This is a genomic window from Porphyromonas endodontalis ATCC 35406 (assembly GCF_000174815.1).
Classification (GTDB): domain Bacteria; phylum Bacteroidota; class Bacteroidia; order Bacteroidales; family Porphyromonadaceae; genus Porphyromonas; species Porphyromonas endodontalis.
This window is the reverse complement of sequence record NZ_ACNN01000005.1, coordinates 216,553-243,481: the sequence shown is the minus strand read 5'-3', so window position 1 is coordinate 243,481 and position 26,929 is coordinate 216,553. Positions and strand designations below refer to the sequence as shown.

Below are 26,929 nucleotides of genomic sequence, written 5' to 3'. Positions count from 1 at the left end.
GAACCTATTTAATAGCAACACGAACTGATTATGTATTGGACACTTGAATTAGCCTCTACCTTGGACGATGCCCCATGGCCTGCCTCCAAAGATGAACTTATAGACTATGCACAACGCTCGGGTGCTCCTCTTGAGGTCATAGAGATACTCGAAGAGATAGAAGACGAGGGAGAGATATACGAATCTATCGAAGACATTTGGCCGGATTACCCTAGAGACGAAGACTTCTTCTTCAACGAAGAAGAGTACTGATCGTACAAATAAAAAGGCTACCCCTTCCCTAGAAATAAAAGCATTCCTCCAAAGACACTAAACTCTTAGGGAAAGATTCGTTTTGATTTAGCATGGAGACCTACCTTTCTTTTGCGAAGGTGGGTCTTTCTTTTTTAGACTTCTTGGTAGTCGACTTCCGTCAATGGCACCCTATTCCGAGAGAGAGGTTTCTGGGGAGGGGAAGTCACAAAAGAAACTAGGCTTGAGCTACCTTCTACAGTAGCCCAAGCCTAGTCTTATTGAGGATAAAAGAGAAATTACTCTTTTACGCGGCTAACATAAGAACCATCACGAGTATCTACCTCGATAAGTTCACCCTCGTTGATGAAGAGGGGAACACGCACCTCAGCACCCGTTTCTACGGTTGCAGGCTTGAGGGCGTTGGTTGCTGTATCACCCTTGATACCCGGCTCGGTATAGGTAACACGGAGCACTACGTGAGGGGGAAGCTCGCAAGTAAGCACGGTTTCGCTCTGTGCATGTACCATTGCTTCTACCGTATCACCCTCTTTGAGGAATTGCACACCTTCGATCCCTTCTCCGGGGATAGTGATCTGTTCAAAAGTCTCTGTGTGCATAAAGTTATACCCCATATCATCCTTGTAGAGGAATTGGTAAGGGCGACGCTCGATGCGTACTTCCTCTACCTTTACACCGCTATTCCAAGTCTTGTCAAGAATGCGGCCTGTAGCCACATTACGCAATTTCGTACGAACGAAAGCAGGGCCTTTGCCGGGTTTTACATGGAGGAACTCTACGATGAAAAAGTATTGTCCATCGATATCGAGGCACATACCATTTCTAAAATCTGCAGTTGTAGCCATTAGGTCTATCTATCTTATTATCAATTATTCTTCGTATGCAATGCAAGAGCCATGCGCTACTAGCAAGCAAAAACACTCTCGACTACAAAAGTAGCCTATTCTCGGCAAATAGCTGCATTCGGGGCAAAATACGCTAGAGGTACGGCAGGGTATCACCCATTAGAAGGCTTGCAGTAGGATGTGGTCAGGCGGCTCTTTGTTCCATCTTTATAAGTAATCTCTACGGCAATCTGCCGTTTGGGATGGATACTCTGCTCTATGGGTTCTAAGAGACCAAGGTTATAATCATAGCCTAATAGGTCATACTGATGAAAATCGATCTCAGAGAGTTTACCACAAACAGGCAAGGCAACATAAGACGAAGATAGAGCATCATAGAGAGCGGTCCAAGACCAATACTCAAAGCCTGCCCTAGCCTTGTCTACTGTTTCACTATCCAGGTGATAGCCATTGCGGATGTAGGAATCGGGAGATCCCGAAATGAATTTGAAGTTATCGTCCATACAACTCCCCTTAGGGTACCTATCACTCCAATCTTCTAGAGCAAAGACGGAGATATTTGTGACCTTATCCACATTATACACTTGCGTATAAAGCAACCTCCTTTCGCTTGGATGTGGATGCCACATGTCGCCATAGGAGCGAGCAATGCTGTCGAAGAGAGCTCTTTTATCCGAATCATCACTACAGACTATATGGGCTTTTCTCTTAGCCTCTTCCTTAGTTTCTTTTAATGAAACCCAATAATTGCTAGGAATTTTGTGACGATACTCCAAATATACCATGCGAGAAGCATTCTTTTGGAGTAGCTCTATCTCCGGCTTTATAAGACGAAAACCATACACTGCATATAGAGACGTTTGCGGTTCGGGATTCTCTTCTTCCCATTTCACCTCCTCTACTGAATACTGAGGAGGCAAGCACCCTACAAACAACGAGGTAATGCAACAAAAAACGGCAACTACGAGAAGCTTACTTCTACTCATACAACCCTCTATTTAGTAAATAATAATGGTGTCTCAAAAACCACCTGGCGCAAAGATATTAAAATACCTACAAACAGCGCCAAAAAAGAAGCAGGTGAGAATTGGCGATTTTTGTGGGTGGTTTTGAAAAAGAAATAGGGCAAGAAATTTCCAAAAACCGAGTGAGATATTTTCCAAAACCAGGCAAGAAAAAAATATTTTTCAGCCCAAATAGATTCGTATCTTTGCCTAGAAATCCGAAGGCAATATGCGTAATTTATTTCTAGCACTCCTCCTCACCCTACTCTCAGTTGGTTCTGCTTGGGCAGATTGGTTGGGCGATAAGTACTCCCTCTTCATTCACTACGGACTATACTCCGTAGCCGGCGGAGTATGGCAAGGCACCCCCGTAAAGAGGGGCTACTCCGAGCAGATACTTACCTTTGGGGTGGGATTCTCCGACGAATATGAGGCACTTACCGAGCAATTCAACGCCAAAGACTTTTCCGCACAAGAGATCGTGCAACTAGCCCAAAGGGCCGGGATGCGCTCCATTGTCATCACAAGCAAGCACCACGATGGCTTCTGCCTCTGGCGTACAGCTACCACTCCATACAATTCATACGATGCCACGCCGGCTCATCGCGACCTCGTGGGAGAAATTGCAGCCGCGTGCCATCAGGCAGGTCTAGGCTTTGGACTCTACTTCTCGCTCATTGATTGGCACTACCCCTACGCCATGCCATTCTCGTCTCACAATGCCGATCCCATCACCCCTCTACACCACGAATACAACCTAAAGCAGGTACGTGAGTTGCTGACTCAGTATGGACCCGTGGACGAATTGTGGTTCGATATGGGGTCGATGCAGCAGAGCCAGAGTAGAGAAATGTACCAACTCGTACACAGTTTGCAGCCCCAATGCATGGTAAGTGGGCGCTTGGGCAACGACTTTGCGGACTTCTGTGTGATGGCAGACAACGAGTATCCCGATTACTCCATGGTCATGCCTTGGCAAACAGCAGCCTCCATATTTGACGAAACTTGGGGCTATCGCTCTTGGCAAGAACGCGGAAAAGTGGAAGACAAAGTACAAGAGAAGTTACAATCTCTGCTAAGTGTGGTATCCGGTGGTGGCAAATATCTGTTAAACATCGGCCCTATGGGTAGTGGCAAAATAGTAGACTTTGAGAGAGAGGTGCTGCAACGCATCGGAGACTGGATGGCCCCCATCCAACAAGCCATCTACCAAACTCAGCCCTCCCCATGGGGCGTAAGGGAAGGGTTGCCCCTCGCGACCGTTACCCCCGATGGTAAAATCTTATACCTTTTTGTCCCCTATGATAGAGAGAAAAAAGAGATTATTCTCCCCCCGATTAAAGGGGAAATGCTCCGTATCCAAACGCTCCGAGGGAAGGGAAAAATAATTCACCAAAAACAAACAAAAGGGGTTATCTCCTTTACGCTAGAGGAGGCAGCTCCCGAAGATTATTACACGGTACTCGCCCTCCACTTCGACCGCCCCTTATCCCTCATTACCCCACCCCACAATGCGAAGCGGCTCTATCCTCTAGAAGCCGAGGCTCTATACGCCCATTCGCAGATAGACTACTATACAGGGTATCGTAGCATCGTAGGGTATCGCTGGCATCCCCAACGTGGGAAGCAAGAGGCTACCCTATCTTTCACAAAAGAGGAAAAAGGGAAAAACATACAGCTAAACATAGCCGGGAAAAAGCAAGTGATAGCACTTCTTTCGGCGGACTCCTCCCTCTACCAAACACCCCTCAAAGCTCTCCATTGGCAGCAGCTCCTTGTGGTTTCCTCCGGCGGCCGATTTGGTACACTCCCCGCCAAATTCACGCAAAAAGATGAGTTCAATCCCGATCTGTGGCGCACCCTTCCGGTATCGTTTGCGTATCAAGAAAAAGTATCCCAAGGCTCTGCACGCTACCTACGCTACACCCTCACGGCAGACCGAGATCTAGTACTTCCTCTAGAGATTCAGTTCTCGGAGGGGATGCTTTGCCTCGTGGATGGCACCATTGTAGCAGGGGCAATTTATCGACCCCAAGAGTCGGGAGGGTTGCACCAACACACGCTACGCCTCCCTCTCCCAAAAGGCTCCCATACCCTCCTAGTCAAGCTATACAATCGCGAGAGCCGCTCTATGGAGGCGCACATTACCCCTCTCCCTCAAATCCAACTTTGGCACAAGAGCATCCAACTCCCGGCTGTAGGGGCGCCCTTTACTCTGGAAATCACAAAGGAAATGAAGCCGCCATTCGCCTCACCGGCTCATCTATATGGTATTGATTTAGCGTTATAGACTACCTACTTAGTAGTAGGTATAAGGTAAGTAGGGAGAGCATACTCAAGGGATAGCGGAGCAACGAAATCCTCTACAACCGTCACTAGCTGGAGCCCTCCGAGCCTAATTCATTGAGAGAGGTAGATACAGAAGAAATAACAACAGCTCTACAAAAAAATATCTCCACCCAAGTATGAAACTCGGATGGAGATTATCTCTCTTTCGTTTGTAGGGTAAGCTACCTAAAGAAGGTGCTTATGCTTGTGAGATAGCTTCTGATGGGCAAGCTGCAGCGCAAGAACCGCAATCGATGCAAGTATCAGCGTCAATCTTATAGATATCGCCTTCAGAAATTGCACTCACGGGGCATTCGTTGATGCAAGTTCCGCAAGCTACACAGTCATTAGAAATTACGTAAGCCATAATCCTTAATCCTTTATTGTTGTTATTCGTATTGTTCCTGTCTCTCTTTAGACATTGCAAAGGTAGTAATTAATTTGAAACTACCAATAAGTAGGTATTATTTTCTGGGAATATTTTTTAGTGCGACGAAGATGGAATTATGCAACAAGCTAGTTATCAGGTAGATAATACAGAAAACAAAATCTCTACTAGAGGGGGATTTCCCTACTACAAGAGGAAAAGATCGCTAATAATAGAGTCAATAACCACCATTCCCTCCCTAGAAGCACGTAAAAATTGCCCCTCATTTGCAACTCTCTCTTTGCAAATAGAGGGAGAAGGAGCCTCTATGGAGTACTGAGAACTACTGTCGAGTATGAGTAAACCTTGGGCTAGGTAGGGTTCGCTTGCAGTCTGTAAAAAAGATAACTTCTTACGCCCAAAAACTTCGGAAACATTCTGTAAATCAACCCCTTTTGCTCTTCTAAGCCCCGTCATAATGATCTCATTAAAGCAATCAGTAGGGGATAAGTCCTCCCGAAAATCTATTGCCGTAGTACCTTGTTGTAGGTACTCTATGTAACGATGGAGGTGAGCAACATTGGCATACCTACTCTCGGGGAGGTAACTATGTGCCGAAGGACCAAAACCAAGATAGGGCACTCGATCCCAATAAGAGGAGTTATGGCGAGAGTGCATCCCCCGAAAGGCAAAATTGGATAGCTCGTAATGATCGTACCCTCGCCCGTGGAGAGTATCTACCAGATAGTAATAATCGCGTAAGGCGTCCTCGTCCGATTGCTTTTCTATAGAGCCACGGCGCGCAAGATGCGTGAGGCGAGTATGCTCTTCGTAGGTCAGGTTATAGGCAGAAATATGGGGTATCTCGAGGACTAATGCAGAAGATAGATTTTGCTGCCAAAGCTGATGGCTCTGCCCCGGTAAGGAGTAAATAAGGTCGATACTTATATTGGAAAAATCGGCTGTTCGTAGGGCTTCAATCGCGCTATACACCTGCCGCGCTGTGTGCCGCCTCCCTAAAAAGCGAAGTTCTTCATCACAAAAACTTTGTACTCCAAGGCTCACTCTATTGAATCTCAAAAGGCGAAGAGCATGGGCATACTCGGGCGTTAGATCATCGGGATTCCCCTCCAAAGTCCATTCCGCATCGGGCTCGGGGGAGTAAACCCGCCGGATTGTATCCACGATTTTCTCAAGCTGAGACGGAGAGAGAAGCGAGGGAGTACCTCCACCAAAGTAGACGGTCTCAATAGAGATAGAGGGGGCTAATTCTTCCCGACGTAGCTCCAACTCCCGACAGAGAGCAGCTACAAAAGCCTCTTGCTGCCGGGTATTTGTTTGCGAGTAAAATGCGCAATAGGCACAACGACTCTTACAGAATGGGACATGTAGGTAGAGACCTGCCATTCAAGAGCCTCCTAGTTACCTTTCACGAGAATAGCAGCTTCGGACGCTTCCCCCCGCACATAAGAACGATTAGAAGCCTCCACTCTGAATTCTAGTGTTTTAGCTCGAGAGAATTGCTGCAATAGCTCTTTAGAGAAGGTGTACCGAGTAGTGGGGATCTGGGCTGCCAGTAAGAAATCTTCACCGGCAAGGTTCCCTTCGGGTACGGAAACATAGAGATTGTAAGTTCCCTTCGAGCTATCCCACGAAGAGGGCATAGACCACGATGCCTCAAAATACGATCCCTTGTCTTCAATCGTAAGGGCAGAAGGACGAGGGGGGCGAGGGGTGCCACGCTTAGCAAATGAAGGCATCCGCACGGGAGATATAAAGTGCCGAGTGATCACACGATCTACGCCATTGCGATTGGGGCGAATGTTGAGCTCTCGATAGAAACAGATCCCTGCCATCCCCATACGTTCGCTGGCATTCATCTGATTCTCAATATCTCGAGCCGTCCATTTGCTCTCATCTTCGGTCCGATAAGGGGCTAACCCCGGCACAATAGGTAGCCCTGGGATTTGAGCTTTCCAATCTACCAAGAAGGGTTCGAATAGGTTGTCTCGATAGTACATCATGGGGACGATAAAGTCTACCGAGCCCTCCCTATACCAAGCTGCAGGGTCTTGGAAGACACTCTCACGAGCCGTCCATCCCACATTGGGCATAGAGGGTAAAACGCGCAACTTACCCAGAGGGGCTGCACTTACGAGCATATGGGGTTTGACAGAACACACCTCGGTCGACACCTCTTTGAGGAAGGCCGAGATATTACTAGTACGCCACTCGCCAAGAGAGCGTCCCTTACCATAGCGCATATATAGGTTTTGATCCTCTTTCTCCCTCATCTTATCGGGATAGCGGACGTAGTCAAAATGAACCCCATCTAGGTCATAACGCTCTACCATCTCACGCACCACAGAGGTAATATAGCTCCGCGCCTCGGGATGTCCCGGGTTGAGATACCAATCGTTGTGTAGGGTAAAACACCAGTCGCGATGCTTCTTCCAAACACTATTATCTCCCAGCGATTGCACATGAGAGGTGTTGCCGAGAGGGAAGGTAACAATCCAAGCATGGATGCTAAGCCCCCTCTTGTGGCACTCTTCGATGGCAAATTGTAGCGGATCGTAGTCTAGATAGTTGTTTCGACCTCCCGTAAAGACGGTCACACGCGGCTCTATCTTCGAGGGGTAAATCACGTCTCCACGATGGCGAACTTGGAAGAAAACGGTATTGAAATGCGACTCAGCTAACCTATCAAGTATACGACAAAGCTCCTTACGCTGGGAGACCATATCTTGTGTAGAGACAGCACGGCGCGAGGGCCAATCCAAACCATAAATGGTAGTAAGCCAGACCCCACGAATAGCCTCAGCATTAGAGGGAATTACCGGCTTTTCTACGGGGATCTCCACCTCTATTCTAGGGGTAGGAGGAGCTGGGAGAGGAGCCGTAGAAACAACTTTTTTACGAGACGAACACGCCGATACACCACTCAGCAATAGCACTCCTATCAGTAGCGAAAAGCATTGCGTAAGGCGATGAGCGAACAAAAAAGAGCGAGAGTGGTGCTGCATGATACAATCTCCTTTTACTTCGTATAGTGGATATTATCGATAAGGCGTACATCCCCACAATAGCAGGCAATGCACCCTACAGGATCTTCACTATCCTCCCAGGCTTCGAGAGGCTGCAGGCTATTACCATCCACAATAGCGTAGTACTCAACCTCAAGATGCGGTATGCCATTAAGTTCCTTAGTAACCCAAGCGATTACTTCGTTGGGAGTCATTCCCTTTTCTTTCTGCTCTAGGCTGGCACGGAGGGTTTGGTAAATACGTGGAGCCGAGGGGCGTGTCTCTTGAGTAAGACGCTGGTTGCGGCTGCTGAGGGCAAGTCCGCTCTCCTCGCGTACAATAGGCACTGCTATAATAGAAAGTTTGAAGCCACATTGCTCCACCATAGAACGTACTATGGCAATCTGTTGGAAGTCTTTTTCTCCAAAGAATGCCCCATCGGGCGAAACGAGCTCAAAGAGTTTGCTCACGATAAGAGCCACACCTTCGAAGTGTCCGGGGCGTTGTACCCCCTCCATCACTCGGCCAATAGCTCCAAAATCGAACGTGCGCTCTACTCCACTCCCATCGTATATCTCCTCTACAGAAGGCATGAAAACATAGTGGCAACCCACGCTATCAAGGAGAGCGACATCCTTCTCCGGCTGACGCGGATAGGTCTCCAAGTCATTGGGATTATTGAACTGACGAGGATTGACAAAGATGCTCACCACGCATACATCATAGCGAGCAATTGCCTGCTTTACAAGGCTTAGATGCCCATCGTGCAAGGCGCCCATTGTGGGTACCAATCCGATAGTTTTGCGAGACTCACGCTCTCTTTCGAGAAGGGCCTGTAGCTCCTTCTTACTACTTATCACTATCATAATGCTTATTCTCTCTTTCTATCCTTTGATGTACTTATCAGTTAATGCCAAATCCCTCTTCGCCTAGAGTTTCTACAAAGAGAGCTTCGTCAAAGATTGTCTCATCCACCTCCATGGTTAACGTCCCTTGTGCAAGGGATACGGATACTTGGCTGGTACCCTTTGCCTCAGAGGCCACGCGTGCAACGGTCGCAACGCAGTGCTCACAATGCATGCCTACAATGCTGTATTGTTTTGTACTCATAATTGTATTTAGGATTAAGTTTGTGTGATCGTATAAAGTGGTTCTTACGGCAATAGCAGTGAGCCATCACCATAACTCAAAAATCGGTAGTCGTGACTAAGAGCATAGTCGTAGATGCGCTCCCACTCCTCCCCGAGAAACGCCGAAATCATAAGTAGAAGGGTACTTTTGGGTTGGTGAAAATTAGTCACCATCCCCCCCACAACGCGGAAGGTATAGCCCGGGGCAATCAGCAAAGCGGTGCTAAAAACCACCTCCTCGAGGGAGAGACTGTCCATTTTGCTAAGCAGAGCAGCCATCACTTGGGGCATAGAAGCCTCCGGATAGTCCGTTTCGTAGGGTTCCCATTGGGTCACAAAAGGTAAATGATCCTCTTGCCCCAATTCGTCTATATGGTTAAGAGCCAAAAGGTAAAGACTCTCCAATGTACGTACAGAGGTAGTGCCCACCGCAATAATGGGAGAGTAAGAGCCGCCGGCTAATTGAGCCACGATACCTCGCTCTACCCGGCAAACCTCTTGATGCATCCGGTGATCACCAATCTTAGACGTCTTGACTGGCATAAAAGTACCTGCCCCTACATGTAATGTAATCTCCCCTAAGGATACTCCTTTTTCTTTAAGAGCCTCAAAAAGCTCCGGAGTAAAATGAAGTCCGGCTGTGGGGGCGGCTACCGATCCATCGCATTGGGCATAAACTGTTTGGTAGTTAATGTTGTCACTCTCTTCGGTCTCACGACGGAGATAAGGGGGGATAGGCAAAATTCCCACCACAGACAATAACTCCCCAAAGGTACAGTGGTCGCTATTCCACGAGAAGTGAATCACATCCCCCTCTCCTCGCTCAATACGAAAGAGGATAGGATCAGTCTCCCCAGGAAGAGTCACCAACGTCTCAAGAGCCCCCTCCTTCCAACGCCGAGCATTCCCCACCAAACAATGCCACGAACAGCCCGAGGTGGCAGACAATGCTCGCTCGTATTGGGCAGGACTTGCAGGCTCAAGGCACATGATCTCAATCTGCGCCCCCGATGGTTTCTGCACATGTATGCGCGCGCGTATTACGCGCGTATTATTGCGTATGAGCAAAGAATGCTCAGGAATAAAGTCTGTAATCTGCCGAAATTGAGAAGAGATAATCTCACCTGACCGATAGACGAGCAGCCGGCATGCAGCGCGATCTTCAAGTGGATAACGTGCGATGCGTTCATCAGGTAAAGGGTAGTCGTAGCTCTCTATCTCTACTTGTCTGGTTTCATTCATTGCCTTATAGTTGGACGGGGATTTGCGGTTGTCTCCCACAAATCTAGGGCAAAAGTACAAATAACCCACGACAGAGCGGATAGACTTCCCATCCCTCAAAGAGAGAATAGATACACCCAATCTCAGATACAGATACTGGGTGCGATACGCAAAAAACAGCAGTGTGAAACGCACAAAAAAGCCTGCCCAAAACTCAAAAGAATCTTGGGCTATATTTTTTTGTTTTTCAGCCTGTAAGGCCTAGTGATTCTGGGTAGAAAAACTTTTCTTTTCAGGGAAGATTTTCTATAAAACCAAGCTGTAGCGGAAGTCTTCTCTCGGCGAATTGATTTTACCTATAAAGCTATTGCCGAGGGGAATACCCTGTATCCGAACGGAATAACTACATTTGCTGCAGAAATTAATAGTAAGTTTGTTTCTATGAAGACAGATATAGAAATTGCTCGCGAGATAGAGCTAAAACCAATACAAGATATTGCCCAAAATTTGGGTATCGACAACGCCAACGTAGAGCCCTATGGCCATCATATTGCCAAGATAGGGCTAGGCAGTCTCCGTCCGGAAAAGATTGCCAAAAGCAATCTGATACTCGTTACTGCCATCACTCCAAACAAAGCCGGGGTCGGGAAAACTACTGTCTCTATTGGTCTGGCTCTCGGGCTTAACCAAATAGGGAAACGCGCCATCGTGGCTTTGCGCGAACCCTCATTGGGGCCCTGTTTCGGGCAAAAAGGGGGTGCTGCCGGTGGGGGATATGCCCAAGTACTACCGATGGAAAACATCAACCTCCACTTCACAGGAGACTTCCATGCGATCACCTCGGCGCACAATATGATTACGGCTCTGCTCGATAATTATATATACCAAAATAGGGATAATTGCGTCGGATTGTCGGAAGTGCTTTGGAAGAGAGTGCTCGACGTAAACGACCGCTCGTTGCGCAACATCGTCTCGGGGCTAGGAAACAGCACGGATGGCATACCCAGACAAACCGGCTTCGATATTACTCCGGCTTCGGAGATCATGGCCATACTTTGTCTAGCTAAAGACCTAGAAGATCTACGCCTCCGCATAGAGAATATTCTCCTAGGGTACACAAAAGAAGGCGAACCCTTTACGGTCAAAGACCTTGGGGTAGCCGGAGCTGTTACCGTACTGCTAAAAGATGCCATCAAGCCCAATCTCGTACAAACCACAGAGCATACACCTGCCTTTGTGCATGGAGGCCCCTTTGCCAATATTGCCCATGGTTGCAACTCAATGCTCGCTACCAAGATGGCAATGTCGTACGGAGAATATGCCATCACAGAAGCCGGATTCGGAGCTGACCTAGGGGCAGAAAAGTTCTTCGATATAAAGTGCCGAGTGGGAGGATTACAACCCAAACTCACCGTATTGGTGGCCACGCTATCCGCACTCAAGCTGCACGGAGGTCTGGACGAAAAGCGCATCAAAGACCCCGATAAAGAGGGAGTACTTCGCGGATTGGCCAACCTCGATAGGCACGTACACAACCTGCGCAACTTTGGTCAGCGCGTAGTTGTTTGTTTCAATCGCTTTGCTTCCGACATTGATAGCGAGATAGAACTAGTACGCCGGCACTGCGAAGACGAATTAGGAGTGGGCTTTGCCGTAAACAATGCCTTCGCAGAAGGGGGTAAGGGTGCCGCAGAATTGGCACAACTCGTAGTTGACACCATTGAGAATAAGCCCTCAATGCCCCTCAAATTTGCATACGAATCAGATGAAACAATCGAACAAAAAGTAGAGAAGATAGCCCACAAGATCTATAGTGCAGGCAGCGTAACCTACAGCAGCAAAGCGGCCAAAGCTCTCGCCAAGATACGCGAGTTGCACCTAGGGCATCTCCCCGTCTGCATCGCCAAAACACAATTCTCTTTTAGCACCGATGCCAAAGAGTATGGCGACGTAAGAGGGTTTGAGATGAAAGTAACCGACCTCGTTATCAATAGAGGTGCAGGTATGATTGTGGTGGTTATGGGCGATATAATGCGTATGCCGGGGCTACCCAAGGCGCCGCAAGCCGTTAATATAGATATAGTAGACGGTCATATAGAGGGGTTGAGCTAACCCCCGGATCAAAAGGATACAAGATATGACCTCTATAGAAAATCAGTAAGAAAAGGAAAGGATATTAGGTATGTCGAAACTAGTTTCTGAATTCAAAGAGTTTGCCATGAGGGGCAACGTAATGGACATGGCTGTGGGTATCATCATCGGTGGTGCCTTTGGCAAGATTGTCTCTTCCCTCGTGGCGGACGTAATTATGCCTCCCATTACCCTACTGACGAGTGGCAGCAATATCGAGGATCTCAAGTGGGTACTCCGCGAAGCTGTGATAGAAGGAGGAGAAATCACTAGGCCGGAGGTCGCTATGACTGTGGGTACCTTCTTACAAGCTGTGCTCGATTTCTTCATCATCGCCTTCGTAATCTTTATGCTTATTAAGGGGATGAACAAGCTACGCAAAGCCAAACCCGAAGAGCCTGCAACCCCTGCCGAACCCAGCGACGAGGTGAAGCTTCTTGGCGAGATCAAAGAACTTCTCAAGAAACAAGCCGAGAAGTAATGCGGTAAGAAGCCGATCTAAAAAGGGAAGCAGTGTACCTCTCCATCTCGTACAAGACGAAAGAGTAATATACGGCTCACTACAAACGAAGCCCCCTCTACTCCATCCGAGCAATGCCTAGGGAGTAGAGGGGGTTATATAAAGAGAGGATTTATACACCTCTCGTTATCTGTACTGATCCTACTTAGCAGGGCGAAGTGTGCGGTCCATCTAACTCAGAGAATTTGGCTTCGTCGGTTTGAGTTTCTCCGTCTAGCTCTGAATTGGTCGCAAGTCCTCCCGTAGAAGTTTCTTTATATAGGCTTGGGAGGTCTTTGCCAGTCTGATGCATGGTCGCTACTACGCGGTCGAAACTTACTCGGTGCCTGCCATCCGTAAAGTTGGCATAGGTATTGGCATCAAGAGCGCGACTAGCGGCAAAGGCATTACGCTCGATGCAGGGGATTTGCACCAATCCGCAAACAGGGTCACAAGTCAAGCCCAAATGATGCTCAAGCCCCATCTCGGCAGCATATTCAATCTGAGCCAACGTACCACCAAAGAGCTGACTAGCGGCAGCAGCAGCCATAGAACAAGCAACTCCCACTTCGCCTTGGCATCCCACCTCCGCTCCGCTGATAGAGGCGTTCGTACGCACAACATTCCCAAAGAGACCTGCCGTAGCCAAAGCACGCAATATTCGCTTATCCGTAAAGTTGCGGGTGTCTTGCAGGTGATAGAGTACAGCCGGCATTACCCCACAGGAGCCACATGTGGGTGCCGTAACGACAAGCCCTCCGGAAGCATTCTGTTCACTCACAGCAAGAGCATAGGCATATACCTTACCGCGAGAGCGCACGCTCTCCGAATAGCTCAGGGAGCGCACCATATATTCCGCCGCCTTCCGTCTTAGCCCCAAGCCTCCGGGCAATACACCCTCAGCCTCTAAGCCATCGTGGATCGACTGCTTCATCACCTTCCATACCTCTGCTAGGTAATCCCAAATTTCTTTTCCCTCGCAATGCTCTACATATTCCCAGTAAGACATCCCATATTTTTGAAGGATGGGCATCATCTCTGTGATGTGCGAGAGCTTATAAACCTCATTGGTTACCTGCTCATTAAAGTCTTCATTAGCAAGCACTCCGCCCCCAATACTATAGACCATAAATCGCTTTATCTCTTTCCCCTCTCCATCGAGAGCTCGGAACAATATGCCGTTGGGGTGAAACTTTAGTTCTACAGAAGGCTCCCAAATAATCTCTGTGGGATGTATCGGATTGAGCACAGATAGTATCGCTTGATCGGTCATGTGCCCCTTACCCGTAGCTGCCAAACTACCATATAAGGTAACCTCAAAAGAAGAGATTATAAGCCCCTCTACCTGCTTGAGAAAGAGGGTTGCAGCACGCTTAGGCCCCATTGTGTGACTACTACTCGGGCCATTGCCGATACGATATATTTGCTTGATTGTATCCATCATAATCGAGAGTTCTAATTAATTCTCATCACTAGTAGGGGTCAAAGATATCGAAAAAAAGAGTAGCTTTGTAGTGCTGAATGTTGCACACTCAGAAGAATAAAGTGCAGTTGTAGTAGAAAAGATAGAGAATGGATCAGCATTTTGAGAGCTACCGGCGCGAGTATAGTAAGCATAGTCTCACGCGCAAAGATATGCCGGCCAACCCTTTTGACAAGGTCAATCAGTGGTTGCGCGAAGCTGTGGAGGGCAATGCTCTAGAACCCACAGCCGTGATTGTGGCAACAAGTACACCCGATGGGCATCCGAGTATGCGCACAGTACTACTCAAAGAGGTGCTCAACGATGAGTTTGTTTTTTACAGCAACTACGAGAGCCGTAAGGGTAAGCAGATGAGCGCGAACCCCCATGTGGCACTTACATTCCTATGGCACGAGATGGAGAGACAGATCCATATCGAAGGTACGGTACGCCACCTCTCTGCCGAGGAGAGCGACGCTTACTTTGCACAACGCCCCTATAAAAGTAGAGTGGGAGCCCGCGTATCGCCTCAGAGCCACCCCATACCCAATAGAGAATATATCATGGTAGCTTTTGCTGCCGAGAGCCTAAAATACGTTGGTCGCAGCGTACCTCGCCCCGACAATTGGGGAGGATTCGCGGTAAAGCCGGAGCGTATCGAATTTTGGCAAGGCCGAGAAAGCCGTTTGCACGATAGGTTCTTATATACTCCAAACGAAGAAGGAGAGGGTTGGAAAATAGACCGACTGGCACCATGATCTCTGCCCATCAGCCCGCGATTTCTCAACTAGAGGCAATTCTTGCCATAGACACCTCTACCAACGTTTGTTCGCTAGCCCTTCTCTCCAGAGAGGGGGTTATTGCCGAGCGCATTGACCGAAAAGGGAACGAACACGCAGCCCTTATTGCTCGCTTTGCCGACGAACTCAAGTCAGAAGCCGGCGAAAAAGGCTATTCGATTGTAGCCGTAGCCGTAAGTGGAGGCCCCGGGAGTTATACAGGGTTACGCATAGGAGCTTCGTTTGCCAAGGGCTATTGTTTTGCATCCAGCAAGCCATTAATCGCTGTTTCCACACTCGAATCGTTGGCCTGGGGAGCTATTGAGCAGGGATTGATTCCCCAAGAAGCCCTTATTGTGCCGATGATTGATGCAGGACGCATGGAGGTATACACGACAACCTATTCAGCCGAGGGGACCCAACTCGTTGCGCCCCATGCAGAAATCATCCAACCCGAAAGCTATACCGATGTCTCCCTTGATACCCCTATTTGTTTGATAGGAAATGGAGCAGCAAAATGCGCTGAAGTGCTTACCGATTCACGCTTCCGGATCACGCCCACCGAGGCGTTGGCCTCCTCTTTGAGGCTACCCGCATGGCAGGCTTTAGACCAAGGGAGAACCGCCGACGTCGCCTACTGGGTACCCGATTACATCAAACCTTACAATGCCGTTATAGCCAAGAATAAAGTACTCAATCGCTAATTAGAAATAAATATAAAACCAATATACTTGTAGCCAATGAACATTATAGTCCTTGCTAAGCAAGTGCCAGACACTCGCAACGTAGGCAAAGATGCCATGCGCGAAGACGGAACAGTCAACCGCACTGCCCTGCCTGCCATCTTCAACCCCGAAGACCTTAACGCCCTGGAACAGGCACTCCGTATCAAAGACCAGTATCCCGATACAACCATATCGGTGCTTACAATGGGGCCGTTCCGTGCTGCCGATGTAATCCGAGAAGCCCTCTATCGTGGTGCAGATCGTGGTTATCTTCTTACCGACCGTGCCTTTGCCGGAGCAGATACACTTGCCACAAGTTACGCCCTTGCCATGGCTATCCGCCATATAGGGATGCCCGACCTCATTCTATCGGGCCGCCAAGCTATTGACGGCGATACCGCTCAAGTGGGTCCTCAGGTGGCTCATAAGCTCGGTCTTCCCACCGTAACGTATGCCGAAGAACTAGAAGAAATAAACGCAAAAGAGGTGATCGTTCGCCGTCGCTTGGAGCACGGAGTAGAGCGTGTAAAGGCCTCTCTTCCCCTCCTTATCACGGTAAACGGGAGTTCCGCTCCATGCCGTCCTCGCAACGCCAAGGCGCTACAAAAGTATAAGTATGCCATGGTGCCCAACGAACTTGGGGAGGCTAGCGAAATGCAACGTGCCCTATTCGAGGCTCGCCCCTACCTACAGATTGCTGAGCTATCAGCTGCTGACGTAAAGGCCGAACTCGAGCAATGCGGACTTCTTGGCTCTCCCACAAAGGTAAAGACCATAGAAAACGTAGTATTCCAAGCTAAGGAAGCTCGTCACTACGAAGCCAATGACGAAGGCATTTCTTCCCTCATTGTGGAACTTATTGCCAATCACACCATAGGATAATTCACGCACCGAAAGACGTATTGATAACTATGAACAACCTATTTGTTTATCTCGAAATAGAAAATGGCATCGTACAAGAAGTGAGCTTAGAACTCCTTACCAAGGGGCGTGCTCTTGCCACACGTCTTGGTTGCCAACTAGAGGCTGTGGCTATCTCTAACTGCATCAAAGGGATTGCCGAGCAGGTGTTCCCTTATGGAGTAGATCGCCTGCATACATTTGAGTCTCCCAACCTACAATACTATACAACGAAGCCCTACGGAGCCATCGTAACCAAGCTATTCGATGAAGAAAAGCCCCAAATAGCACTACTCGGAGCCACCACGCTGGGACGCGACTTAGGTCCCCTCGTTTCGTCGGCTCTGCACAGTGGACTTACGGCAGACTGTACCTCGCTAGAGATTGGTGAGTACACCGATGCCAAGACCAAGCAACATTATCCCGAACTTCTCTACCAAATCCGTCCGGCTTTTGGCGGTAACATCGTTGCCACCATCGTTAACCCCGATTGTCGTCCTCAGATGGCAACGGTACGCCCCGGAGTGATGAAAAAAGAGATTTTCGATGCCGCTTACAAGGGTGAAGTTATCCAACACAACGTAGCAGACTACGTGTCGGATACCGACTTTGTGGTTTCTATTCTTGAGCGTCACATCGAAGAAAGCAAAGTAAACTTGGGAGGTAGCCCCATCATCGTAGCCGGTGGTTATGGTATGGGCAGCAAAGAAGGCTTTGGACTCCTCTTCCAACTTGCCGAAGTATTGGGTGCCGAAGTGGGAGCTTCTAGAGCTGCCGTGGATGCCGGATTCGCCGATCACGACCGCCAAATTGGTCAGACAGGTGTTACCGTGCGCCCCAAACTCTACATTGCCTGCGGTATTAGCGGTCAGATCCAACATGTGGCTGGGATGCAAGAAAGCTCGCTCATTATCTCAATTAACAACGATCCCGAAGCCCCCATCAACAGCATTGCGGACTACGTAATCACGGGGAGAGTAGAAGACGTGATCCCTAAAATGATCGCAGCTTACAGAAAGAATAGTAAATAAGCACCACGCTAAACATCTAAGATTATGGCTAATTTCTATACAGATACCCCCCAACTAAAATACCACCTGCACCACCCGTTGATGCAGCGCATTGTAGCCCTTCGTGAGCGTGACTTTGCGGATAAAGATAAATACGATTACGCTCCCCAAAACTACGAAGATGCCCTTGATAGCTATGAGCAAGTGCTCCATATCGTAGGTGAGCTTTGCGGAGATGTAATTGCCCCCAATGCCCAAAATGTAGATCAAACAGGCCCTTCTCTCGTAGAGGGTAGAGCTGTCTACGACCCCTACACACAGGCTAATCTTGATGCCGTGCGTCAGGCAGGCCTTATGGGTATTGCACTCCCCCGTCGTTACGATGGTCTCAACTTCCCCATCACTCCGTACATCATGGCAGCGGATATTGTTTCGCGTAGTGATGCCGGGTTTGAGAACCTATGGGGTTTGCAAGACTGCGCCACCACCCTATATGAATTTGGTAGCGAAGACCAACGGGAGCGCTTCCTCCCTCGTATCTCGGCTGGGGAAACTATGTCTATGGACCTTACCGAACCCGATGCCGGTAGTGACCTTCAGGCCGTAATGCTCAAGGCTACATACAACGAACAAGAGGATGCATGGTACCTCAACGGTGTAAAGCGATTTATCACCAATGGAGACTCTCACATCCACCTCGTGCTCGCCCGTAGCGAAGAGGGTACACGCGATGGTCGTGGACTTTCGATGTTCATCTTCGACTCCAAAAACAACCCGGGTGTAACCGTACGTCGCATTGAGCACAAAATGGGTATCAAAGGCGTTCCTACCTGCGAATTGGTCTTCTCTAATGCCAAAGCAGAGCTTTGTGGTGAACGCCGCCTAGGTCTTATCAAATACATTATGGCTCTGATGAATGGTGCTCGCTTGGGTATCATGTCTCAAGCTGTAGGCCTTAGCGAAGCCGCTTATCAGGAGGCTTACGCCTATGCTATTGAGCGTAAGCAATTTGGCCAGACCATTGATAATTTCCCTGCTGTGTATGAGATGCTCTCTATTATGAGAGCAAAAACGGATGCTTCTCGTGCTCATCTCTACGAAACTTGTCGTTTTGTAGATATGTACAAGACGCTAGAAGACATCCAGAGAGAGCGCAAACTCACCCCCGAAGAACGCAAGGAACTCAAATACTATACCCGTCTAGCCGATGCCTTTACTCCTATCGGTAAGGGGCTTAGCACCGAGTTCGCCAATCAGAATGTGTATGATTGCGTACAGATCCATGGCGGTAGTGGGTATATGAAAGACTATACTTGTGAGCGCCTCTATAGGGACGTCCGCATTACCAATATCTACGAAGGTACAACCCAGTTGCAGGTAGTGGCAGCTATCCGCCACGTCACAACCGGAACGTACTACGAGCGCATGCACGAGTACCAAGCAACGGAGGTAAAACCCGAGTGGCAAGCAATGAAAGAGAGCCTAGCTGCGATGAATGAACGTGCACACGAGCTAACTCAATTTGTTGTTGAGCAGAAGAATCAAGAGCTACTCGACTTCCAAGCTCGCCGCCTTGTAGAGATGACTTCGCACGCTCTCTTTGGGCACTTGTTGCTCCTTGCAGCCAATGACGAACCCGAACTCTTTGGCAAAAGTGCTCGCGTATATCATCGCTTTGCGCTTGCTGAGCAGGACAAGATCGAACGCTTTGTTCGCAACTTTGCTGTAGAAGAGCTTGCTGATTACCGTAACAAACAACAAGAAGCCGAAGCCTAATCTCTAGGCTATCGAAGCAAACAACGCCCTCTATTCTCGCATGAGAATAGGGGGTTTCTTTTTGTCATATGAGGCAAGGAGGGAAAAGAAAAACACCCTGTAGGAAAACAAACAACAGCCATCCTCTAAGCAGAAGACAACAAAAAAAGCCCTCCAATATGAAGGGCTTTTTTATTGAAATCAGATGCGCTCCCTCTTGGGCTTGAACCAAGGACCCCCTGATTAACAGTCAGATGCTCTAACCAACTGAGCTAAGGAAGCTTCCATTTCCGGCGACAAAGGTAGTCATTTTGTTAGATGTACCAATACTTTTTCTTGAGAAAACCTCATAAAAAGTAGGGATACATTCCTTTTTTACCTCCCCTATTCTCATTTTTCTCTCGGTTCTAATTCTAGAGGGAAATCTAGGGAGAAAAAGAAAGACACCCAGCCTATTTTCTTTGGGAAATCACCCTAAAAGAAAACAAAAACTAGGTGCCTTATGGATATAAATCAGCCTATACCCCCTAGAGAGTATAGGTGAAAAAGGGAGGACTACTCCTCCTCTCTATGAAAAAAGTAGATTACTGCTGAGGAGCTTCGGGCGCAGGAGCGGCTGGCATTTCACCTCCCAAGTTGGGGAGCTGTTGCTCAGGAGTTTCTTCTACTTTCTGCTCTATAACACTATTGATCCCCTGATCTTCCTTGAGACTTGTATGGAGGAAATGGGTAGAAACGATGCTTAGGATGGCGATAGCTCCAGCCAACCACCAAGTAGCTTTTTCTAGAAAATCGGTCGTCTTACGAACCCCCATAATCTGATTGCTTGAGGCAAATCCGGAGGCAAGCCCCCCTCCCTTTGAGTTTTGGATAACTACTACGAGTATAAGCAAAACAGCTGCTAAGAGGATGAGGATGGATAGGAAAACAAACATTGTACTTACGTGTCTTATTATATACTATTCTCTATTACTTATTTCTTGTAGGCGCTCTAAGAACCTAATCTGATCTGCAAAGTAAGCGTTTTTTTCTGGATTCTTGGTCATTATTGCCCGTAGAATATCAAGAGCACGGTCATAACGCTGCTGCTGAATGTAGATTTTGGCAAGCGTTTCTGTGAAAAGAGGGCCTCTATCCTCCTCTTCTACTTCCTCTTGAGTGGGCAAAGAAGAGGCTTGAGACTTGGGAAGTACCTTCTCCCTCTCCTCATAGTTCTCGGCAGTAGGAGCTATAATTCCACGCTCTAGGGCGTCAAAGTAGTCACCACCGGTACCAACGCCTTCGCCCAGCGAGGCGAGGGTATCACCGGAGTGTGAGGAGCCAATCTCTTCGAGGAAGCGATCTATGGAAGAAAAATCACCCTTATCGGAGTCTGTCACCACGGAGCTTTGAGGGATGTATCGCTTCTCCACAAGAGCGTACAATCGGCTACGGGAGGGAAGAGAGATTGCCCATTTTTTTAGTTCAGAAAAGTAGCGAAGGTCTTCGAGAAGAGCTAGGTTGTATAGGTATAAAAAGATGAAAGTCTGTGCATAAGGATAGGCTTCTACCAGCTGCCTGAGCTCTGGTAGCGTCTCCTTATTCAGCGTATTGGGTGCATTGAGATAGGTTCGTAACTCTTGTGCAGTCATGTGTCAAGTCCCGAGGAGTAATAGTTGAGAATTACCAATCCTCTGCCGTAGCATTGAAGATTTGCTTGGTGATATCGTCGGTGAGCTGTCGCACCAAATCGTCTTGCACTTGCGAGAAGAGACTACTGCTATCAAACTCTGTATAAGCAGAGAAAGTTTTGTCGAAATTTTTCTTTGGGTTCGCATTATTCTCGAAGTGTACAGAGACAGTCATCGTAAACCGAGTCATGGAAGCAAAGGCGTCGTCCTGCACCGCAACAGGGGTTAGCTCGTACCCAACAATAGCTCCCTCTATGCTAAAGTCTCCGGCTTGAGCCACCTCCTCCAGACGAGTTTGGCGTCGGAAGAGCTCGCGCAACGCCTCTGTGAAGGTCTGACTAAGGGGCGGATAAACAAGGGGAGCTTGGTTTATAAACTCCGAGATGGAGACCGTTTTAGTCTGGTCATAGTCAATAGAGGTACCCGTAAACTTGTAAGAAATCCTACAAGAAGAGAGGGCGAGTAGCAAAGAGAACACTCCTAGCACTCTTGTTGCATGCCGACGCATGAGACTATTCCAAACCATATTCTTTTATCTTGCGAGATAGTGTACGAACAGAAATCCCGAGCATGTCGGCAATTTGCTGCCGTGTGTGAGAGGATTTCTGCAACTCAAGAGCTTGTGTAATAAGTTGCCGCTCTGCCTCTTCTAATGTAATAATCCCCTTAATGGGGGTCTGAGAAGGAGGGAGAGTCTCTTCTGCCTCTTCCGGCTCCACCACTTCGTCGTAATCGATGGCGTGCTCTTGGTTGTGCGTAGAGTATGAGGGGAGCAATGTATGCGAAGCGTCCTCGTGCCTGGGAGAACAAGCCTCGGTGTGCTCCACCATTTGTATAGTTCGATTCGTCTCCGAAAGGGGCGCGCCTTTCATCTCGTTTACCGTCTGTTTGAGCTCGTTGAAGTCTCGACGGAGATCAAAAAGTACTTGATATAGTATCTCTCGCTCATTGGCAAACGTTTGCTGATCCACGCTCTGCTGCACTCCCGACACTACGGGATGGAGATCTTGTAGCCCTGCTGCCGAGAGGTAATTGCGCAGCACCTCCGGCTCCACAAGTCGATTTTGCTCGAGGATACTCATACGCTCGGTAATATTGCGCAACTCACGGATATTACCCGGCCAGCGATATGTAATAAGGATATGCTTGGCATCTGCGGATAGCTCCAAGGGCGGCACCTGATACATAGAGGCGTAGTCCGAAGCAAATCGGCGGAACAAAAGAGCAATGTCGTCCCCTCTCTCCCGTAGAGGTGGCACTAAGATGGGGACTGTATTTAGACGATAGTAAAGATCCTCTCTGAAGCGACCATTGCGTATAGCATCTGCCATATTTACATTCGTAGCAGCCACAATGCGGACGTTCGTCTTGATGGGTTGACTTGCCCCCACAGGGATAAATTCTCCGTTTTCTAGCACACGTAGCAAGCGAGCCTGAGTAGCTAGAGGCAACTCCCCGACCTCATCCAAAAAGATTGTCCCCTCGTTGGCTTCTTCAAAGTAACCCTTACGATCCGCCAACGCTCCCGTAAAAGAACCCTTTCGATGCCCAAAAAGCTCCGAGTCGATCGTTCCCTCCGGAATGGCTCCGCAGTTGATTGCAATGTAATTCTTGTGCTTACGGATGGAGTACTGATGCACGATTTTGGGGAAGAACTCCTTACCTACACCACTCTCCCCCGTGATGAGGACAGTCGCATCCGTAGGAGCAACCTGCACGGCTGTGCGGATGGCTTGGAGCAATTTTGGGGCGTTACCTATAATTCCTAGGCGTTGCTTTACTTGTTGTACGTCTACATCCATACTTCTACAAAGGTACAATATCTCTTGGCTAATCTAGCTATATTTCTTGGCATACGTTCAGGATTCCTACCCGACATTGCGGAGAAAAGCGAACTCCATTCGGCGGAGAGAAAGGGAGGCTCCTCCTCGAGAAATGTTCTCCCCTCATCTAGAGGAAAGAGAAGCCCTCTCTAAAAAGAAAGGCTATCCCTCCTATCTGTCAAAAGAGGGATAGCCGTTAAGTCTCGGGGAGACACCTCTAGTACAGAGCTTAGATGCGCTCGAGTACGAGTTGGATAAGGTCGTCGATACTCCCTTTATAGTCGGTATTCATGTTGAGATTTTGCCGCCCGGCAATAATGCAACATACCGTCATAGCCTTATGCCCTAGGAGAGAAGCAATGCCACTAAGAGCCGAACTTTCCATCTCAAAGTTGGTGATTTTATATCCCTCGTAACGGAAGTCTTCGATTTTTTTGTTCAAGTTTTCGTCTGCAAGTGGGAGGCGGAGCTTGCGTCCTTGCGGGGCATAGAATCCATTACAGGCAATGGTACTCCCCTTGATAATGCGACCGTCATTCCCTACAATGCGCTCTAGTAGCTCGGCATCGGCTGATACGACATAGGGTTTAAGTCCCTCTATTTTCCAATCAAGCTGTTGGGTCAAAGCCTTTTCGTAGGCTAGGTCTCGCACTTTTTCTGTACCGGAATAGAAGTAAATAACGCCATCAAAACCAATGGCCTTTTCACTTGCTACATACGAACCAATTGGGCTCTCGGGTTGGAGCCCTCCTGAGGTACCAATGCGTACCATTGTGAGCTGACGGAACTCGTCGCGCACGCAACGCTTCTCAAGGTCGAAGTTGGCAAGAGCATCCAATTCGCTCGCTACAATCTCAATATTATCACCCCCAATACCATGGCTTTGTACCGTAATGCGCTTACCCTTGTAAGAGCCGGTTATGGTACGAAACTCACGGTTTTGCACATCGCACTCTCTGCTATCAAAATAGTTGGCAATCATGCCCACCCTATCGGGATCTCCGCAAAGGATGATTTTATCGGCAAGCTGCTCGGGTTTGAGATGAAGGTGAAATATCGAACCGTCTTGATTGACAATAAGCTCCGAAGAGGGTATAATACGTTTTTCCATAACCTAATAAGGTAAAATAAGTGTAGCTATTGATTTTGTGCCGTTGCTCTCCAAGGGTTTAGGGAGGCGGCCGGCCGCTTCTCTTGGAGAGAATTAAAAGGGAGCAGGGTATGCTCTTCGTTGATACGGAATGTATAGAGGTTTACTTTCCCCGGAGGGCAAAAGCGAGTAGATGCGAGCACTCCTACCCCTCGTAAATCGTCGTAAATGAGAAAAAGATCGTCCTGGGGAGAGTTGAAAGGCATCCCCAGGAGAGAGGGTGTTTGATAGTTGCCTGTCTCCGGATCGCGCCGTGAGAGATAGAGATCGTACCCCCCAATGCCTTCGTTGCTTTTGCGTGCGAATATGAGCGTTATTCCATCCTGACGTAGAATGGGATAGCACTCGTCATTGGGCGTATTGATAGCCTCCAAAGGATTCTCTTCTGCCATACGCCCCTGCAATTTTAAGGCAGAAAAAATATCAGAATCGCCTCTGTGCTCCAACTTTCGTGCGTAAAAAGACTCTAGACCAAGAGCTGTCTCGTAAACCCATCCCTCTGCATTGAGCTGTCCTACTTCACTTCTAAAATCCGAAGCGGAGCGTAACCGTCCCCATTCCGTAGAGAAGTATTGCTTGGGGAGAACTGGGAGAGCATTGAGATCCATCTGCATGCTATCCACAATCTCTAGCCTCTCGCTCTTGTCGAGCATCTGCCGAGCGCGTTGGGCTTGTTGCCTTAGAGTGGCTAATTCGGGCGTCTCCGCCTTAGGCGAAAGGCGACCAAGAGTTGAGAGCGTCTCCTCAAAGAGATAGTTGGCATAATAGGCTTGAGCCAAAAGCGAAGCAGAAGGACGCGACTTCTTATTCGAGTGCGATAGCAACAGATCTAGAGCCTCTCGGCTCTTTCCTACCTCCAAAAGCAAAGAGGCATATTCCTCTTTGAGCGCAGTATTGAGGGGAGATTGCTCCACAAGCATGCTGTAAGCACTCTCTGCACTTGCCCAATCTCCCATCTCCCGCAGTGCACGGGCTTCCTGCAGAGATTGTGCAGAAAGCCCCACGGCACTAACTAGAGAAATACCTGCCCATAGCAAGAGGGCGGTTAGAGTCTTCGTCCGCATCAGCGAATTTTATAGGTGTTCTTAACTGTAATAGAGGCCGTTTTGTACTTGCTTGAGGTATTGAAAGATCCGCCCCAACTGTAGTCTTCGTCACTGTATTGCCCTACAATCTGGAAGACACCCATCTGCGAACGTTTCAGTTTCCCCACTTTGCAATTACTCCCCTCGGCAATAACACCTGCACGAGCAAGTGCGTCTTCCGAAGATTCCTTGAGCATTTCCAACTTGAGGTCGTTGAGATGCGTATAATAATAGCTCGGATCTCCCGAAGTGATCTCTATACCTTGGTTGATGAGTTCCGTGATATTGCGAGATAATGCCTCTACTCGGTCAATATCTTGCGAAGTAATAGTTACTGTCTGAGAGAGGTTATATCCTGCAAATACCTGGCGATAGTAGTTATTGCCATCAGTCACTTGGTCATACATTTTGGAGATCGAAATCCCACTAAACAGGTAGGAAGAGTCTGGGATATCATTCTTCTTGATAAAATTCCGTACCTCTTTTCCTATCCGTTGCAGGTCTTGATACCCCTCAGAGGAACTGTAATCTTGCACAGAATAGGTAGCTGTCCACACGATAAGATCGGACTTAAAGTTACGCTCGGCAATACCCGTAACCGAGATTTCACTAGGCACCTTGCGGATGCGTGATACTTGATAAGCTGCAAAAGACAATCCCAGAACAAAAGCAATCCCAAGGATACTAGCAATGATGATTTGTTTCTTTTCCATGGTGTTTACTAGTTTAATAATTAGAGTTTATATTCTGTTCTTTGTTAGGAGGGAGCCCTCCACCTCGAGTAGAACTCGCAGAGTGAAGAAACTCCCTTTTAGTTTGTTACAGATTATTATCGATCAAATACTTCTCAGCCTCTAGAGCTGCTTTACAACCCGAGCCTGCTGAGGTAATAGCTTGGCGATAACGCGGGTCTGCCACGTCGCCTGCTGCAAATACTCCGGCGACGCTGGTCAGCGGAGAGCCATTGATCGTGGCTATATAGCCGGCATCGTCAAGGGCAAGTTGCCCTGCTAAGAAGTCCGTATTGGGTTTATGCCCGATGGCCAAGAAAAATCCATCAATGGCAATGTCTACCAATTCTTCGTCTGCTTCGCCTTTACGCTTAACAAGGTGTGCCCCTTCTACTCCGTCTTCGCCGAATAGCCCCAACGTGTTATGTTCAAAAAGAACCGTAATCTTTGGATTATTGAGAACGCGGTCTTGCATTACCTGCGATGCGCGAAGATAGGGTTTGCGCACAATCAAATAGACCTGCTTAGCTAGCCCTGCAAGGTAGATGGCTTCTTCGCAAGCGGTATCTCCTCCTCCTACTACAGCTACAGATCTATTGCGGTAGAAAAATCCGTCGCACGTAGCGCAGGCGGAGACTCCCATACCGGCGTACTTCTCTTCATCGGCTAGCCCAAGGTACTTGGCAGCAGCCCCTGTGGCTATGATAAGAGTATCGCAAGTAAGGGTGGTCGCATCATCTATTGTCACCCTATATGGCTTCTCAGAAAAGTCTACCGAGGTAGCTACACCCGTACGTATATCGGAGCCAAAGCGCAGAGCTTGCTGCTTGAGTTGCTCCATCATTTCGGGTCCCGTGATACCCTCGGGATAACCTGGAAAATTTTCTACTTCCGTAGTGGTGGTAAGCTGACCTCCGGGCTGGAGCCCTGCATAAAGCACGGGATTGAGATTAGCGCGAGAGGCGTATATGGCTGCCGTATATCCGGCAGGACCAGAGCCTAATATAAGACAGCGAACATGTTCGTTATTCATACAC

26 protein-coding genes and 1 tRNA gene are annotated in these 26,929 nt (G+C 48.4%); 9 read left to right on the top strand and 18 right to left on the bottom strand.

Annotated features, from left to right (window positions below):
* Nucleotides 1–30: 30 nt before the first annotated feature.
* Nucleotides 31–252, top strand: a complete 222-nt coding sequence (locus tag POREN0001_RS01200; protein ID WP_004332134.1) for a DUF2795 domain-containing protein — start codon at nucleotides 31–33, stop codon at nucleotides 250–252.
* Nucleotides 253–530: 278 nt separating this feature from the next.
* On the opposite strand, the gene efp is transcribed toward POREN0001_RS01200, so the two are convergent.
* Nucleotides 531–1,097, bottom strand: coding sequence for an elongation factor P (gene efp, locus POREN0001_RS01195; RefSeq protein WP_004332272.1), 567 nt, complete (start codon nucleotides 1,095–1,097; stop codon nucleotides 531–533).
* Between the two features lie 152 nt (nucleotides 1,098–1,249).
* Nucleotides 1,250–2,083: a hypothetical protein gene (locus tag POREN0001_RS01190; protein WP_004332219.1), complete on the bottom strand. Its 834-nt coding sequence runs from the start codon at nucleotides 2,081–2,083 to the stop codon at nucleotides 1,250–1,252.
* Nucleotides 2,084–2,330: 247 nt separating this feature from the next.
* On the opposite strand from POREN0001_RS01190, the gene POREN0001_RS01185 reads away from it, so the two are divergent.
* The gene (locus POREN0001_RS01185) at nucleotides 2,331–4,391 is read left to right on the top strand and encodes an alpha-L-fucosidase (protein WP_004332290.1); all 2,061 of its coding nucleotides are present in this window, start codon (nucleotides 2,331–2,333) and stop codon (nucleotides 4,389–4,391) included.
* A 237-nt stretch (nucleotides 4,392–4,628) separates the two neighbouring features.
* Here the strand turns inward: POREN0001_RS01185 and POREN0001_RS09200 are convergent, their stop codons facing one another.
* The 6 genes from POREN0001_RS09200 to POREN0001_RS01160 all read right to left on the bottom strand — a co-directional run bounded on the left by POREN0001_RS09200 (nucleotide 4,629) and on the right by POREN0001_RS01160 (nucleotide 10,194).
* A complete protein-coding gene (locus tag POREN0001_RS09200; protein WP_083797812.1) occupies nucleotides 4,629–4,796 on the bottom strand; it encodes a DUF362 domain-containing protein in 168 nt (55 codons plus the stop codon).
* A 207-nt stretch (nucleotides 4,797–5,003) separates the two neighbouring features.
* Nucleotides 5,004–6,203, bottom strand: coding sequence for a radical SAM family heme chaperone HemW (hemW, locus tag POREN0001_RS01180; protein WP_004332020.1), 1,200 nt, complete (start codon nucleotides 6,201–6,203; stop codon nucleotides 5,004–5,006).
* 11 nt (nucleotides 6,204–6,214) lie between these two features.
* Complete coding sequence (locus POREN0001_RS01175; protein WP_004332000.1) at nucleotides 6,215–7,822, bottom strand: glycoside hydrolase family 10-like protein; 1,608 nt, start codon at nucleotides 7,820–7,822, stop codon at nucleotides 6,215–6,217.
* 14 nt (nucleotides 7,823–7,836) lie between these two features.
* Nucleotides 7,837–8,688: a pantoate--beta-alanine ligase gene (gene panC / locus POREN0001_RS01170; RefSeq protein ID WP_004332189.1), complete on the bottom strand. Its 852-nt coding sequence runs from the start codon at nucleotides 8,686–8,688 to the stop codon at nucleotides 7,837–7,839.
* A gap of 37 nt (nucleotides 8,689–8,725) precedes the next feature.
* Nucleotides 8,726–8,932 carry a heavy-metal-associated domain-containing protein gene (locus POREN0001_RS01165; protein WP_040579934.1) on the bottom strand — a complete coding sequence of 69 codons (207 nt, stop codon included), beginning with the start codon at nucleotides 8,930–8,932 and terminating at the stop codon, nucleotides 8,726–8,728.
* 44 nt (nucleotides 8,933–8,976) lie between these two features.
* Nucleotides 8,977–10,194, bottom strand: a complete 1,218-nt coding sequence (locus POREN0001_RS01160; protein ID WP_040579931.1) for an S-adenosylmethionine:tRNA ribosyltransferase-isomerase — start codon at nucleotides 10,192–10,194, stop codon at nucleotides 8,977–8,979.
* 420 nt (nucleotides 10,195–10,614) lie between these two features.
* Here POREN0001_RS01160 and POREN0001_RS01155 point away from each other — a divergent pair, with 420 nt between their 5' ends.
* Together POREN0001_RS01155 and mscL are read left to right on the top strand one after the other, a co-directional pair.
* On the top strand, nucleotides 10,615–12,285 hold the full coding sequence (locus tag POREN0001_RS01155) for a formate--tetrahydrofolate ligase (RefSeq protein ID WP_004332095.1): 1,671 nt from the start codon (nucleotides 10,615–10,617) through the stop codon (nucleotides 12,283–12,285).
* A 70-nt stretch (nucleotides 12,286–12,355) separates the two neighbouring features.
* Nucleotides 12,356–12,784: a large-conductance mechanosensitive channel protein MscL gene (gene mscL, locus POREN0001_RS01150; protein ID WP_004332152.1), complete on the top strand. Its 429-nt coding sequence runs from the start codon at nucleotides 12,356–12,358 to the stop codon at nucleotides 12,782–12,784.
* 184 nt (nucleotides 12,785–12,968) lie between these two features.
* On the opposite strand, the gene POREN0001_RS01145 is transcribed toward mscL, so the two are convergent.
* On the bottom strand, nucleotides 12,969–14,243 hold the full coding sequence (locus tag POREN0001_RS01145) for an L-serine ammonia-lyase (protein ID WP_052296664.1): 1,275 nt from the start codon (nucleotides 14,241–14,243) through the stop codon (nucleotides 12,969–12,971).
* 131 nt (nucleotides 14,244–14,374) lie between these two features.
* On the opposite strand from POREN0001_RS01145, the gene pdxH reads away from it, so the two are divergent.
* From pdxH to POREN0001_RS01120, 5 genes are read left to right on the top strand one after another with little or no spacing between them, the layout of a single operon-like run.
* Nucleotides 14,375–15,022: a pyridoxamine 5'-phosphate oxidase gene (gene pdxH, locus POREN0001_RS01140; protein ID WP_004332257.1), complete on the top strand. Its 648-nt coding sequence runs from the start codon at nucleotides 14,375–14,377 to the stop codon at nucleotides 15,020–15,022.
* Nucleotides 14,995–15,747 carry a tRNA (adenosine(37)-N6)-threonylcarbamoyltransferase complex dimerization subunit type 1 TsaB gene (tsaB, locus tag POREN0001_RS01135; protein ID WP_147286662.1) on the top strand — a complete coding sequence of 251 codons (753 nt, stop codon included), beginning with the start codon at nucleotides 14,995–14,997 and terminating at the stop codon, nucleotides 15,745–15,747. The genes pdxH and tsaB overlap by 28 nt, the downstream gene beginning before the upstream one ends.
* Nucleotides 15,748–15,783: 36 nt before the next feature.
* Nucleotides 15,784–16,650 carry an electron transfer flavoprotein subunit beta/FixA family protein gene (locus POREN0001_RS01130; RefSeq protein WP_004332197.1) on the top strand — a complete coding sequence of 289 codons (867 nt, stop codon included), beginning with the start codon at nucleotides 15,784–15,786 and terminating at the stop codon, nucleotides 16,648–16,650.
* A 29-nt stretch (nucleotides 16,651–16,679) separates the two neighbouring features.
* Complete coding sequence (locus tag POREN0001_RS01125) at nucleotides 16,680–17,699, top strand: electron transfer flavoprotein subunit alpha/FixB family protein (protein WP_004332166.1); 1,020 nt, start codon at nucleotides 16,680–16,682, stop codon at nucleotides 17,697–17,699.
* Between the two features lie 24 nt (nucleotides 17,700–17,723).
* A complete protein-coding gene (locus POREN0001_RS01120; RefSeq protein ID WP_004332062.1) occupies nucleotides 17,724–19,454 on the top strand; it encodes an acyl-CoA dehydrogenase family protein in 1,731 nt (576 codons plus the stop codon).
* A 187-nt stretch (nucleotides 19,455–19,641) separates the two neighbouring features.
* Here the strand turns inward: POREN0001_RS01120 and POREN0001_RS01115 are convergent.
* From POREN0001_RS01115 to trxB, 9 genes are all read right to left on the bottom strand, one after another.
* Nucleotides 19,642–19,715: transfer RNA gene (locus POREN0001_RS01115), tRNA-Asn, on the bottom strand.
* 302 nt (nucleotides 19,716–20,017) lie between these two features.
* Entirely contained in the window at nucleotides 20,018–20,368 is a 351-nt protein-coding gene (gene secG, locus POREN0001_RS01110; protein WP_004332216.1) for a preprotein translocase subunit SecG, read from the bottom strand.
* A gap of 24 nt (nucleotides 20,369–20,392) precedes the next feature.
* Entirely contained in the window at nucleotides 20,393–21,064 is a 672-nt protein-coding gene (locus POREN0001_RS01105; protein ID WP_004332264.1) for a hypothetical protein, read from the bottom strand.
* A 31-nt stretch (nucleotides 21,065–21,095) separates the two neighbouring features.
* Nucleotides 21,096–21,629 carry an LptE family protein gene (locus tag POREN0001_RS01100; protein WP_004332058.1) on the bottom strand — a complete coding sequence of 178 codons (534 nt, stop codon included), beginning with the start codon at nucleotides 21,627–21,629 and terminating at the stop codon, nucleotides 21,096–21,098.
* Nucleotides 21,616–22,905 (bottom strand): sigma-54 interaction domain-containing protein, encoded by a 1,290-nt coding sequence (locus POREN0001_RS01095; protein WP_004332280.1) that lies wholly within the window; start codon nucleotides 22,903–22,905, stop codon nucleotides 21,616–21,618. Before POREN0001_RS01095 ends, POREN0001_RS01100 begins: the two co-directional genes overlap by 14 nt.
* A 250-nt stretch (nucleotides 22,906–23,155) precedes the next feature.
* Entirely contained in the window at nucleotides 23,156–24,037 is an 882-nt protein-coding gene (locus POREN0001_RS01090) for a nucleoside phosphorylase (RefSeq protein ID WP_004332004.1), read from the bottom strand.
* 26 nt (nucleotides 24,038–24,063) lie between these two features.
* Nucleotides 24,064–25,140: a tetratricopeptide repeat protein gene (locus POREN0001_RS01085; protein WP_004332254.1), complete on the bottom strand. Its 1,077-nt coding sequence runs from the start codon at nucleotides 25,138–25,140 to the stop codon at nucleotides 24,064–24,066.
* Complete coding sequence (locus POREN0001_RS01080; protein ID WP_004332139.1) at nucleotides 25,140–25,874, bottom strand: SIMPL domain-containing protein; 735 nt, start codon at nucleotides 25,872–25,874, stop codon at nucleotides 25,140–25,142. The genes POREN0001_RS01085 and POREN0001_RS01080 overlap by 1 nt, the downstream gene beginning before the upstream one ends.
* Nucleotides 25,875–25,980: 106 nt before the next feature.
* The gene (gene trxB / locus POREN0001_RS01075; protein ID WP_004332076.1) at nucleotides 25,981–26,925 is read right to left on the bottom strand and encodes a thioredoxin-disulfide reductase; all 945 of its coding nucleotides are present in this window, start codon (nucleotides 26,923–26,925) and stop codon (nucleotides 25,981–25,983) included.
* Nucleotides 26,926–26,929 lie beyond the last annotated feature (4 nt).